We start from the raw sequence: 12,112 nt of genomic DNA, 5'->3' as shown, positions 1-12,112 counted from the left end.
CAAAAGGATACCCTACTATGTTGAATAATAAGTTAAAAAATGCTGCCAGAGCTCTTGCTTTCTCGACTTTGCTGGTGACGGGATTGTCTCAGGCAACCACGTCGACCATTATTTCACAGCCTCCCGGAAACGGCTGGTATACCTACGGAACGACCTTCTCACAACTCATTCCGAAAGCCACCCACGATGAATATAAAATCAAACTTATCCCTCGCGGTGGCGGTATGACGAATCCGGTTGTGGTCAATCAGGGAAAAGCTGATTTCGGATTCACCACATCCAATGCCACCGTCTGGGCCAGAGATGGTCTGACTGATATTTACAAAGGCAAGAAAAATCAAAATCTCAGAATGGTTTTAGATGATGTTCAGCAGGCCTACACGATCACGATTGCACGCAAAGCCTGGGTTGAAGAAACCGGTAATGACACGCTTGAAAAGATCATCCATGCCAAGAATGTCCGTATCGCCATGAAACCGACCGGTTCTCAGGTACCGATTATTGCCGATTATATTTTCAAATCACTGGGAACCGATATCAGCACACTGAAAGATGAAGACAAAGTTGTTCAGATGGGCAGTGGTCAGGCAGCTCAGATGATGCGTGACAATGCGATCGATGTGTATATCGATAACGTCCCGGCAATGCATCCGAACCTAACTGAAATGACCCTGACTAACGACGTTGTTTACATTCCGTACAGCGATAAAGTTCTCAAGGATCTGGCAAAACTCGGGTTGCCGACCGGAACCATGCCAGCCGGTACTTACAATGGGCAGACTAAGGATTACGTGAATCCGGTCAGTGCCACTGTTTTTGTCACCAATGCCAAAGTTGATGAAAATACGGTCTATAACATCACCAAAGCTCTGGTCGAGCACCAGCAGGACATTAAACATACCCACTCTCCGCTGAAATTCTGGCATCCGGAAAATATCGGTAAGCACGCAGCATTGATTAGCCTGCACCCAGGGGCTGAAAAGTACTACCGTGAAAAAGGCTGGATGAAGTAAGCCGGTCAGACAAAAGTATGTAAGGTATTGTTATGAAATATGACCATATACTGAATACAATCAAGGCTATTCTTGCAATAGCCTATATTCTGTTTCTTCTCAAACAGTTCTTTGTGCCGGTTTCACCACTGACTGCCGCATCGATCCATGTTTATATGGCGACCGCACTGGTCATCTGCTTTCAGCCAATTCAGTTTAAAAAACCGGCTCTGCTCTATTTAGGCAGGGTAATTGATCTCTGTTGTATTGGTATCGCACTCTCTGTTGTCTACCACTATTACGTTTCTATTCCCCGGCTGGAAACCAGACTGGAGATGATCGATGACATCCTGTGGTCAGATAAATATGCATTTATCGCCGGTGGGCTGATGCTGTTTGAAGCCGTCAGACGTTCTGTCGGTTTCTCACTGCTGTCCGTAGTACTGATCTTCGTTGCCTACGGTTTCCTCGGCCCTTATTTTCCGGGATGGACGGCCTTTGAAGGCTTTTCACTCGATACGATGACCGAGTTAATCAGTATGCAGACCGACGGACTGTTCGGGATTACCGCCAGTACCGCGATTAACTTTGTCTTCTTTTTTGTTATGTTCGGCTGTGTTTTCACGATCACCGGCGGTGGTAGTGTCTTCATCGATCTGGCCATGATGGCAACAGCCTCGCTGAAAGGCGGCGCTGCCAAAATGTCGCTGCTCGGGTCTGCACTATTCGGTATGGTCAGCGGTTCTGCGGTTGCCAATACCACCTCGACCGGCGTACTCACCATCCCGATCATGAAACGTTCCGGCTACACCAAAGAACAGGCCGCAGCAACAGAGGCCATCGCTTCTACCGGCGGACAACTGATGCCACCGATTATGGGTATCGCTGCATTTGTCATGGCAGACATGCTGGGTATTCCTTATACCGACATTGCCGCAGCAGGGATCATCCCGGCCGCAGCCTTCTACTTTGCCCTGTTTGTTATCATTGATCTCAGAGCCCGGAAATCAGGTGTCGGTAACATTTCTAAAGAAGATCTGAATTTTGAACCGCTCCGTCCCCGGATGCATCTGTTGATCTCTCCTCTGTTTCTCATCATCGCACTGGTGGCCGGATATTCTGCCCCGTACGCGGCATTCGTAGGGACTGTTGTTGCGCTACTTGCTCCGCTCCTGCGAAAAAGTACCCGTTACAGCTACAAAGTTCTCTTTCCGATGCTGATGGATACAGCCAGACAGATGGCGTGGGTTTCCGTACCGCTCGCATCGGTCGGGATCATCATGGTACTGGCAACTCAGTCCAATCTGGCGTTCAAGTTTGTTGAGATTCTCAGTGAAATCGGCAGTAACAATCTGTACCTGTCACTCATCATGGTGATTATCGGCTGCATTATCATGGGAATGGGATTACCGACGGTTGCTGCATATATTATCGGCTCGATCATCTTCGCCCCGGCGATCATCGATATGGGCGTTGACCGACTGGCTGCAAACATGTTCATCATGTATTACTGCGTTCTCTCGATGGTGACACCACCGGTTGCCCTCTGCGCTTATGCCGCATCAGCCATCGGTAAGAGTGATTCCTCAAAAACCGGCTTTATTGCATTTTCCTATGCGCTGGTCATCTTTCTGGTTCCATTCAGCTTCATCTCCGATCCGGTCGTCCTGTGGAAAGGAAGCTGGTATCTGATTCTGATTGCTTTCATTGGCATGCTAGTCGCGACATTCTGTTGGGCAGTGTTCTTACAGGGATGGCTGAAACGGGATCTCAACTGGCTGGAACGGCTATTGTTCCTGATTGCCAGCATAGGACTGGTTCTGGATACATCAGCATCACCACTCTGGCTTCTGTTCCTCACAATGTCTGCCGCACTGATTGTCTGGTGCTGGAAAACATCGGGACGATACGTAACCCGGGTGAAAACCGCATGATGCCCCAAACACAGGCTCCTTATCCTTCAGGAGCCCGCTTAGCCTATAAAATTTATACAACGCAACGGAGTCCCGAATGAGCCAAGACAGCGTCTTAGTCGAGAAAAATGGAATATTAACAGTAACAGAGGGGCAGCCATCCTATATGACTGCGATGCTGCCTTCTGATTATCCGCAGAATCATGCCTCAAATCTCTTATGTCTGCCTAATGGTGACTTGCTTTGTGTCTGGTTTGCCGGAACACAGGAAGGCGTTGCGGATATATCGGTGCTGTGTACCCGGCTTCGATCCAACAGTAATCAGTGGGAATCACCAGTCCGGCTATCTGATGACCCGACCCGTTCCGAACAGAATCCGGTGCTGTTTCTGGATCCACAAGGCATTTTATGGCTGATGTGGACAGCGCAGTTATCCGGTAATCAGGACACTGCAATTGTCCGCTACCGCCAATCCCGTGATTACGGTGAAACCTGGGGAAAGATCGCGACACTGATCGATGAACCCGGAACATTCATCCGCCAGCCGGTGGTGGTACTTCCTGGCGGAAGATGGCTGCTCCCAGTTTTCTACTGTACGGTCAATCCCGGTGAGAAATGGGTTGGCAACTATGATACCAGTGGTGTCCGTATTTCGGATGATCAGGGCAAAACCTGGTACAACGTAGAAGTCCCCGACAGTCTGGGGTGTGTTCACATGTGTATTACCCCGCTTCAGGATGGCAGACTGATTGCGCTATACCGTAGCCGCTGGGCAGATCACATCTATCAGAGCTTTTCTGAAGACGAAGGCATCACCTGGAGCGCCCCGGTACCGACATCATTACCGAATAACAACTCATCGATTCAGGTCACAACACTACATAATGGCGATCTGGCTCTGGTTTTCAACGCGATGAGTGCTGCCGGAGCAACAGAACGGAGAAGTTCTCTCTACGATGAAATTGAAGATGACAGCGGGGTGAAAGAACCGGAAATCACCGCAGGTCGTTCCGCTTTCTGGGGCGCACCACGGGCTCCGATGTCTCTGGCAATATCCAGAAACAATGGTGAAAGCTGGGAGGAAATCATTCATCTGGATGAAGGAGATGGTTATTGTATGACCAACAACTCTCAACAGAAACTAAACCGGGAATTTTCTTATCCGACTATTACTCAGGGTACAGACGGTGCACTTCATATTGCCTACACCTACTTCCGTCAGGCAATCAAGTACGTCCGCTATCCGGCGGAATCTCTCTGCTGACGTTCAGAGCTGCCGGAAAAACCCCGGTAGCTCATAAAACAACGTTGAAAATCACATCAACATACTGAAAAAATCATACCGGGAATAATATGAAAAAAAGACATGCACTGGTAACCGGAGCCAGTTCCGGTATTGGACTGGCAATTGTCACAACCCTGCTGAATGATGGCTGGCGAGTCACCGGACTGAGCCGGACAGCGCCTGAAATTCACCATCCGGATTTCACCACCATTCGTGTCGACTTGATGAATACCGCCCAGCTCCTGCACAGCCTTGAGGACATCACAACGATCGATGCATTAATTCACGCTGCCGGGAAAATGACCTCAGCGCCTTTAGGTCAGCTCAATTTACCGGAAAGCCAGACGCTGTGGCATCTCCATATCCATGTCGCAGAGCTACTTGCAAACACATTGGTACCCAAAATGGGATCCGGAGGGCGCATTATCCTGATTGGCAGCCGGACATCTCGTGGTGTTGCCGGTCGCTCACAGTATGTTGCGACGAAGTCGGCGATGGTTGGCATGGTTCGCAGTTGGGCTGCGGAGCTTGCTACCAAAGGTATAACTGCCAATATCATCGCTCCCGGAGCAACGGAAACACCGATGCTGGCTGATCCGCAAAGACAGCAGTCTCCACCGAAACTCCCGCCGATAGGCCGTTATATCCAGCCTCAGGAAGTTGCCGAATATGTCAGATATATTGCTTCACCGCATGCCGGAGCCATTACCGGGCAAGAACTGGTGATTTGTGGTGGCGCGTCATTGTCCTAGAAAAAATCTTCGAAAAGATGCAATTAGACATGGCAAGTACAGTCATAAAAAATGCACCCGCAGGTGCATTTATTAAATAAAACCTTGAACATCAGGTCACATTGACTTTCAGCAGTGTCTGAATCAAGCGCTCTCAGGCATCGTTGCCATATCGATAACGAAACGATAACGGACATCAGAGCGTTCCATCCGTTCGTAAGCTTCATTGATTTCATCCATCCGGATAATTTCGCATTCAGGCAATACGTTATGTTTCCCGCAGAAATCGAGCATTTCCTGTGTTTCAGCAATACCACCGATCAACGAACCCGCGATCCGGCGACGACCAAAGATCATCGGTATGGTTGACGGTTCATCCAGCAGACCAACCTGACCAACGATAACCAGTGTACCATCCACATCCATCAGCGGAACGTAAGTTGTCACGTCATGCTTAACCGGAATTGTATCAATGATCAGATCAAAACTGGACTGAGCCTGAGCCATTGCTGCTTCATCTGAAGAGATCAGATAATGTTGAGCACCCAGCGCTTTTGCGTCTTCAATTTTTGAGTCCGTACGACCAACAACTGTCACGACCGCACCCATTGCAACAGCAAGCTTCACAGCCATATGACCAAGACCACCAAGCCCGAGTACCGCGACTCTTGTTCCTTCTTTTACATCCCATGCCCGTAGTGGCGAGTAGGTTGTAATCCCTGCACACAGCAGTGGCGCTGCGCGGGAAAGATCCAGAGATTCAGGAACGGACAAAACAAACTCTTCACGGACAACAACATGGCGCGCATAGCCACCCTGTGTTACTTCATGAGTATGACGATCGTGACCACAATAGGTCGGTGTCATCCCTTCACGACAGAACTGTTCTTCACCTGCTTCACACTGGTCACATTCCTGACATGAATCCACCATACATCCGACAGCAACAGTTTCTCCTACCTTGAAACGTGATACATCGGGACCAACAGCAGTAACCCGACCAACAATTTCGTGTCCCGGAACCAGCGGATATTCTGAGCCACCCCAGTCATTACGAACTGAATGCAGATCCGAATGGCACACCCCGCAGTAGAGAATCTCGATTGCAATATCATTCTCTCTCAGTTCCCGACGTTCAAATGCATACGGTTCTAAAGCTGCTCCCTGACTGTATGCTGCGTAGCCAACTGTTTTCATGACCATCTCCTGTTTCGTGATGAATACCTGCTGATGACAAATCATCTTGATCGTCAGTCAACATCATTAATATATGACTAATAAAGGCGTACGAGCATAATACATTATGATTTATTTTCAATCATAAAATTAATTAAATCATATGAGTGAGGCAAGCAACAAAATATTTACTGCCTCACCTAACATTCATTTCATTAATTAATAAATTACATAAATAAAAATGTATTTATCTGAAAACAAAATGTATTTATCGCATCAAATCAGCTTTATAAGCCACGCTTTCTGATAGCTATACTGATATATATAAATATATTATCCATTCATGATTCAGCACCGACCTCTGACCTCATTTTCTGATCGGCAATTAATAAACCAATCAGATAAATACCAATATCCGCCCGACTCGCCCCGACCTGATCCTGTGCGACAGCATCTAAGACAAATTCAACTGATTCAACAAAAAAATCCTGATCTTCTAATAGCATATACTTCACCTGCTCAATAAATCATTCCGTTTATATTCATAACGGTACCCGGAAAAAATAGGTTCTACAGAAACAGACAGGTAACAGACATCGAATCAATTACACCTTTTGCGACGGAGTACGCAGCCACCTGGCTTTTCTCCGCGACAGCCAGTGATATTATTTTTTTCACATGTCTGGTGGGCGATATAACCTGTTTAAATCTGATATAAGAATCTTAAATCTCCGCCTGAAACAGATAAAGCTTACCCAGACAATCTCATACTAAAATCATACTAAAATAGGGCTTCAGAATGTCAAATGACAATATTAAGGCGTTTCATTACCTCAAAGGTTCAGCATTTACCAATAATCTGAAACTGCAAACTCAATGTAAAGATTATATAGAATTATCCAATCTGCTGAATGTCCCGAAATCTACATTCAGTACCTGGAATGCTCATGGCAGGACATCGCATGAATTAATCGTCAGACTCCACCTCGCTCTGGGGATTCCAATTAAACACCTGGCCTTGCCTAAGGATTATCCACATACGGACTTACATCCTTCTCTCTGGGAAAGTCACGAGTTCATTCCGCGGATCCAGGATCAGGCCGGTTTTTATCATTCCCAGACAGAAACCCGCCAGATTTATCAGCACGCAACAGTTATTCTGCAACGTTTCAGTCTCAGGCACGGTGATCTCATCAGTACCGGAGAATCTCCTTATGCCGCACAACGAATGCACGAACTTCGTCTCAAAGCGGCGTCAACTATCGAGGTTGAGACCTCTGATACCATTTACCTTATCGATCAGAATACCCAGGATATCGTTTCCGGCACCTATCTCATAGATATGGATGGCAAAATCATACTTCACACAGTGCAACGCTTACCGGAGCAATATATACGTGTTGTTTTCCCGGATGGTGCCGTCACGATTGAAACCGGTAAAGTCAGGATTCTGGGGCGAGTCGTACTGACTATAAAGCGTTCTTAGGAATCACACTATTGACGGTATACATTTTAATTACATAAAACCATTGCATTCACTTAAAATAACGCGCAATATACTTAAAAACACTTACGCAATATTAAGTAAATGACTCAAGAAGAACGCCTGCTCGAACTCGAAACGCTGATAAAAACCGACGGGAAAATCACTTTGCCTCAGATTTGTGAGCGTTTCAGTATCTCTGCCGACTCAGCCCGGCGGGATCTGGTAAAGCTCGCAGAACTACCGGATATTATGCGAATTCGGGGTGGTGCTATTTTCAACCGGCTGTCACGCCATACAATGGCCTATACAGAAAAACCCGCCAGTTCGCGTAAACAAACGCTGGCCCAGAAGGCCGCAACACTGATTCGCCCCGGAGAGCACGTTCTGATTGATTCCGGAACGACATTGACCACCATGATGCCCTACCTGCCGGAACCCTTAACCATTGTGACCAATGCACCGGATATTCTGCAGGCATGTCAGCCATCATCTGAAAAAGAAATTTTTCTGCTGGGCGGGCAGTTTAATGCTTATCACCGCGCGATGCTCGGCACACTGGCCGAAGCTCAACTGGCACAATTCAATGTAGATAAAGCCTTTATCGGTGTGTGTGCTCTGAGTGAATCCGGTCTGATGACCACACTGGAGCAGGAGGCAACGATGAAGCGCGCCATGATGTCCCGCGCCAGTCAGGTGATACTGGTCAGCGAAAGCCATAAGTTCGGGCAACGTAACCTGTTTACTGTATGTGAGCTTGATCAGATCGATATCATCGTCACCGATCCGGATCTGTCAGAAACAGATAAAGATTACCTGCTCCGCCATGATATTGAACTCATTATTACCAATGAATAGGTGAAGATTATGTCTCAACCCATCAAAACTGCCGTCATTGGCTACGGTTATTCAGCCAAAACGTTTCATATTCCGTTTATTGAATCTTTACCCCAGTTTCAGTTTAGTGCGATCAGCAGCCGCCAGAAAGAAGCAGTTGCTGAACTGTATCCATCCGTCACATGCTTTGAAACAGCTCAGGCTCTGATAGAACAATCGGATGCAGAGCTGGTTATCATTACTGCACCAAACGATGTTCACTTCTCTCTGGCCAAAATGGCACTGGAGCATGGGAAGCATGTAGTTATCGAAAAGCCATTTGTTACCAAAGTCAGCGATGGTGAAACGTTGATCCGCATCGCCCGGGAGAAACAACTCATTCTGAGCGCTTATCATAACCGTCGCTGGGATAATGATTTTCTGACTGTGAAAAAACTGATTGAGAGTGGACAACTGGGCGATGTGAAATGGTTTGAATCACATTTTGATCGTTATCGCCCTGAAGTCAGAGTGCGCTGGCGTGAGTCTGCCGATGTTGAAGGCTCCGGTATTCTCTATGATCTGGCACCTCATCTTATTGATCAGGCTCTGGAACTGTTCGGCACACCAAGCGCAATCACAGCCCAGTGCCTTTCAATGCGACAAGCCGGTGGCGCAACAGACTTTTTCCATCTGTTGCTGCACTATCCGGATTGTCTGGTTCAGCTGCATTCAAATCCATATAGTCCCGGCGACAACATGCGCTATAAGATTCTGGGTACAAAAGCGAAATATATCAAAATGGGTATTGATCCTCAGGAGTCGTTCCTGAAAGCAGGCGGCAGTGTCGATGACCTGCAACAGACTCAGGAACCTGCGAAAGACTGGGGTATTCTATCAACGGAAGAGCACGCCGAACCAGTTCCGACGGAACAAGGTGGCTATGAACACTACTTTACTCAGTTAGCCGAATCTATTCGTCAGGGAACACAGCCACCGGTCACCGCTGAAGAATCGTTACGCACTATTCGCCTGATTGAGCTGGCAATGGAGAGTAGTGCACGCGGACAAACAATCGAGGTAACCGAATGAGCACAAAACTTCAGGAGCTACTCGATCAGGAAACGCAGTTACAGTTTGACCGGTTTAACCTCGATACAGCCTGGGCACTCGGATCATCTCTACGCAAGAAAGCAGAAGCTCATGGATGGCCGGTTTCGATCGAGGTGTATGCCTTTGAGCAGGTTGTATTCTTTTCAGCCTGTCCGGGAGCCAATCAGGATAAAAGTAACTGGATCAGAATGAAACGTAATGCGGTGATGCGTTACGGTCACAGCTCACTCTACCTGAACGAATACAACAAATCCAAAGGCCGCCAGTTTGAGTCTCAGCTCCATATCGATCCACAAAACTATTGCGCCCACGGTGGTGCATTTCCGATTTATATCAAAGACTGTGGATTGGTTGGTGTTGTCACAATGGCAGGTCTGGTGTCAGAAGAAGATCACCGGATGGTCACTGAAGCAATTCAGGAACTGTTATAAATACACACTTCTTTGCCAATATTCGCAAAACGATTAAATCTCATCGTTCCGGGACTACTCGGAATGGTGAGATTTTACTAGCATATGCTAATAAAAAGATTTATATTTCCCTCCGTAAGAAACACAACACAGCTCACTCTGTACCATCATCCGCGATAGCATTACCCGTGCTCAGGTAGATTGTCCCGATACTGTTTCTTCAGCTAAACTTTTATCAGAGAGCATTTCTGTTTATGTTCCTATCCCGCGCAGTTACGCCAAAGGAGAGTCACAATGACTTATCTACTGACATTTATCCTGTTTATCGTTCTGGTATTACTGATGGCAGTTGGTGTGCTGTTCCACCGAAAATCCATTCAGGGAAGCTGTGGTGGTTTATCAGCAATCGGTGTTGAACGGGAATGTAACTGTAAGGACGTGTGTAAAAATCAGGAGAAAACACTCTACCAGATTCAGGAACCCGGCTCTGATGAGTGAACTCCTGAGTTCTTTCCGAATAGTTTAGAATTGCCCGCCAATCACTGAATGAGGACTTCTGCACATCATCAGTACAGCCTCAAAGCGATTTGTGATGGTTTGCGCTAAGTGGTAAATTACCCGCTTCTTCCCCAATTACATCTTCGGATAAACCGATATCAAAAACAAAACCTAACCACAGATTCACGTACCAAACTAAGGGCATAGAAAGAAGTAAAATTTTTATAGGTGTCATTATTTTTCTCATAATCTGAATCCAATTCTGGTAACAAACGGCTTATATCCATAGTCCTTATAGTGCTGCAGTAAATACCAAGAACGGAATCCATCTAGTCTTTCAAAGGGGATATCATTTAAATCAGGGTGATTTATATCTTTTGTGTCTAAGCCGAAATGATCCTGAATTTCATATTTAAACACGCCTCGAATATCATTACCTTTATATTCCAATTTCTCAGCATAAACTTTCATATACCAGATACCGTGTACAGTTAAAACCGTACCATTAACTAAATCAATAGATGGTTTATACCCATCTCTGGCGATGAAGTGAGGTAATTTAGCCCCTTTCCCTTTTGTTGACATGTAAGCGCTGGATAAATTTACAATATCACTATCTAACACTCCGTCCTTAACGTTTTCTGCCAAACAGCGTTTAAGTGCAGCATGGAAAGCCGCTGTCGTTTGGTGATCACGTAAAGCATCATCCAGTAACGGGCTGTGATAGTAACCGCCTTCGTTCTTCTCGAATTTATCGACCATCTTCGAAAAGACTCCTTTTGTTTTCCCTACCATAGAAAAACCAATCCCTTCACCAAGATCCCGCATCCGGTCAAAATGTTCCTTCGCGGGTAAAGCAAACTGGTCTTCTGATACGACATCCATTTGTCTCGTTGGGGAATATCTCATCTTGTTTTTAAAGGGCTGCCAGAATCCATAAGATTCAATGGTCGATCTGGATTCATCCCCATGTAGCATATCCGGAGCTGTAAAGTCGTCCATTTTGTTTTTGTTTCGAATACCAAGCGAGGGAATGACCCTTGCACTGGCATCCAATCAACGTCTTTCTTTGTTTTCTGGTTAGCCTCAATACGTTCCGCACGCTCTCGCATTTCCTTATGGCCCGCAATGGGCTTGTACTCTCGATTCTTCCACTCTTCTTCAAGTACACCGGAAGGAAGTCTTTCCGGGACGTAATAGTTCCCGGATTTATTTTTAGGGTGACTACCGTTAGCCATTTACAAAATATTCATTTAAACACATACAAAGCAATGAGCATGATAATGCATAAAATAGCTGGGCAAAAATTTACCCACTCGGGCGACCATACTCTCAGGTGAGAGCATCCAGTTCATCCCCACATTTTGATAAAATTAATTCTGCTTTATCTGCCACATCAGAAAATAACAAATAAATTAATAATAATGATTAAATTAGTGATGCTCCTTCCTATAAATGACATTAAATACCCGGTGGCGAATCATCGTTTACGCTTAATATGCTGTATATTGCATTGATTACCATAGAAAACCAATTGCTCATTGCGATAGAGCATTTCTCTTGAATGCATAATAAGGTAACCTTATAGTATTGGATGATTGTTACTCAGTATTAGAATCCAGTGACTACAAGTTCTTCATTTCATGAATTCAGAGCAACATAATCGATAACAAGCATACTATTTTATCAGTTCAG

Annotated in this window: 12 protein-coding genes; 9 read left to right on the top strand and 3 right to left on the bottom strand. The window is 46.1% G+C overall.

What is annotated here, in order from left to right; translation table 11 throughout:
• Positions 1–17 precede the first annotated feature (17 nt).
• The 4 genes from OCU74_RS17430 (at position 18) to OCU74_RS17415 (ending at position 4,942) form a co-directional block, all read left to right on the top strand.
• The gene (locus OCU74_RS17430; RefSeq protein ID WP_087481089.1) at positions 18–1,013 is read left to right on the top strand and encodes a TAXI family TRAP transporter solute-binding subunit; all 996 of its coding nucleotides are present in this window, start codon (positions 18–20) and stop codon (positions 1,011–1,013) included.
• A gap of 32 nt (positions 1,014–1,045) precedes the next feature.
• Complete coding sequence (locus tag OCU74_RS17425) at positions 1,046–2,926, top strand: TRAP transporter permease (RefSeq protein WP_087481090.1); 1,881 nt, start codon at positions 1,046–1,048, stop codon at positions 2,924–2,926.
• A 76-nt stretch (positions 2,927–3,002) separates the two neighbouring features.
• Positions 3,003–4,169: a sialidase family protein gene (locus OCU74_RS17420; RefSeq protein WP_087481091.1), complete on the top strand. Its 1,167-nt coding sequence runs from the start codon at positions 3,003–3,005 to the stop codon at positions 4,167–4,169.
• 89 nt (positions 4,170–4,258) lie between these two features.
• Complete coding sequence (locus OCU74_RS17415; protein WP_087481092.1) at positions 4,259–4,942, top strand: SDR family NAD(P)-dependent oxidoreductase; 684 nt, start codon at positions 4,259–4,261, stop codon at positions 4,940–4,942.
• Positions 4,943–5,065: 123 nt separating this feature from the next.
• Here OCU74_RS17415 and OCU74_RS17410 read toward each other — a convergent pair whose 3' ends face one another.
• Both OCU74_RS17410 and OCU74_RS17405 read right to left on the bottom strand, forming a co-directional pair.
• Complete coding sequence (locus OCU74_RS17410; protein ID WP_087481195.1) at positions 5,066–6,118, bottom strand: NAD(P)-dependent alcohol dehydrogenase; 1,053 nt, start codon at positions 6,116–6,118, stop codon at positions 5,066–5,068.
• A gap of 320 nt (positions 6,119–6,438) precedes the next feature.
• On the bottom strand, positions 6,439–6,603 hold the full coding sequence (locus OCU74_RS17405) for a hypothetical protein (protein WP_159457420.1): 165 nt from the start codon (positions 6,601–6,603) through the stop codon (positions 6,439–6,441).
• Positions 6,604–6,896: 293 nt separating this feature from the next.
• On the opposite strand from OCU74_RS17405, the gene OCU74_RS17400 reads away from it, so the two are divergent.
• The 5 genes from OCU74_RS17400 (at position 6,897) to nqrM (ending at position 10,417) form a co-directional block, all read left to right on the top strand.
• Entirely contained in the window at positions 6,897–7,583 is a 687-nt protein-coding gene (locus OCU74_RS17400) for a phage repressor protein CI (protein ID WP_087481093.1), read from the top strand.
• Positions 7,584–7,685: 102 nt separating this feature from the next.
• Complete coding sequence (locus OCU74_RS17395) at positions 7,686–8,438, top strand: DeoR/GlpR family DNA-binding transcription regulator (RefSeq protein ID WP_087481094.1); 753 nt, start codon at positions 7,686–7,688, stop codon at positions 8,436–8,438.
• 9 nt (positions 8,439–8,447) lie between these two features.
• Positions 8,448–9,488, top strand: coding sequence for an oxidoreductase (locus OCU74_RS17390; protein WP_390623665.1), 1,041 nt, complete (start codon positions 8,448–8,450; stop codon positions 9,486–9,488).
• On the top strand, positions 9,485–9,940 hold the full coding sequence (locus OCU74_RS17385) for a heme-degrading domain-containing protein (RefSeq protein ID WP_087481095.1): 456 nt from the start codon (positions 9,485–9,487) through the stop codon (positions 9,938–9,940). Before OCU74_RS17390 ends, OCU74_RS17385 begins: the two co-directional genes overlap by 4 nt.
• Before the next feature lie 273 nt (positions 9,941–10,213).
• Positions 10,214–10,417, top strand: a complete 204-nt coding sequence (gene nqrM, locus OCU74_RS17380) for a (Na+)-NQR maturation NqrM (protein WP_087481096.1) — start codon at positions 10,214–10,216, stop codon at positions 10,415–10,417.
• Positions 10,418–10,660: 243 nt separating this feature from the next.
• Here nqrM and OCU74_RS17375 read toward each other — a convergent pair whose 3' ends face one another.
• A complete protein-coding gene (locus OCU74_RS17375) occupies positions 10,661–11,473 on the bottom strand; it encodes a DUF3289 family protein (RefSeq protein ID WP_234993582.1) in 813 nt (270 codons plus the stop codon).
• Positions 11,474–12,112 lie beyond the last annotated feature (639 nt).

The organism is Vibrio mangrovi (assembly GCF_024346955.1).
In the GTDB taxonomy this organism is placed as follows: Bacteria; Pseudomonadota; Gammaproteobacteria; order Enterobacterales; family Vibrionaceae; genus Vibrio; species Vibrio mangrovi.
The sequence above is the reverse complement of the archived record's forward strand: the minus strand, read 5'-3'. Positions and strand labels throughout refer to the sequence as shown.

Excerpts from the sequence above, each read along its gene's own strand:
- OCU74_RS17430 (WP_087481089.1), top strand. The coding sequence starts at position 18 with ATGTTGAATAATAAGTTAAAAAATGCTGCCAGAGCTCTTGCTTTCTCG.
- OCU74_RS17425 (WP_087481090.1), top strand. The coding sequence starts at position 1,046 with ATGAAATATGACCATATACTGAATACAATCAAGGCTATTCTTGCAATA.
- OCU74_RS17420 (WP_087481091.1), top strand. The coding sequence starts at position 3,003 with ATGAGCCAAGACAGCGTCTTAGTCGAGAAAAATGGAATATTAACAGTA.
- OCU74_RS17415 (WP_087481092.1), top strand. The coding sequence starts at position 4,259 with ATGAAAAAAAGACATGCACTGGTAACCGGAGCCAGTTCCGGTATTGGA.
- OCU74_RS17410 (WP_087481195.1), bottom strand. The coding sequence starts at position 6,118 with ATGAAAACAGTTGGCTACGCAGCATACAGTCAGGGAGCAGCTTTAGAA.
- OCU74_RS17405 (WP_159457420.1), bottom strand. The coding sequence starts at position 6,603 with ATGCTATTAGAAGATCAGGATTTTTTTGTTGAATCAGTTGAATTTGTC.
- OCU74_RS17400 (WP_087481093.1), top strand. The coding sequence starts at position 6,897 with ATGTCAAATGACAATATTAAGGCGTTTCATTACCTCAAAGGTTCAGCA.
- OCU74_RS17395 (WP_087481094.1), top strand. The coding sequence starts at position 7,686 with ATGACTCAAGAAGAACGCCTGCTCGAACTCGAAACGCTGATAAAAACC.
- OCU74_RS17390 (WP_390623665.1), top strand. The coding sequence starts at position 8,448 with ATGTCTCAACCCATCAAAACTGCCGTCATTGGCTACGGTTATTCAGCC.
- OCU74_RS17385 (WP_087481095.1), top strand. The coding sequence starts at position 9,485 with ATGAGCACAAAACTTCAGGAGCTACTCGATCAGGAAACGCAGTTACAG.
- nqrM (WP_087481096.1), top strand. The coding sequence starts at position 10,214 with ATGACTTATCTACTGACATTTATCCTGTTTATCGTTCTGGTATTACTG.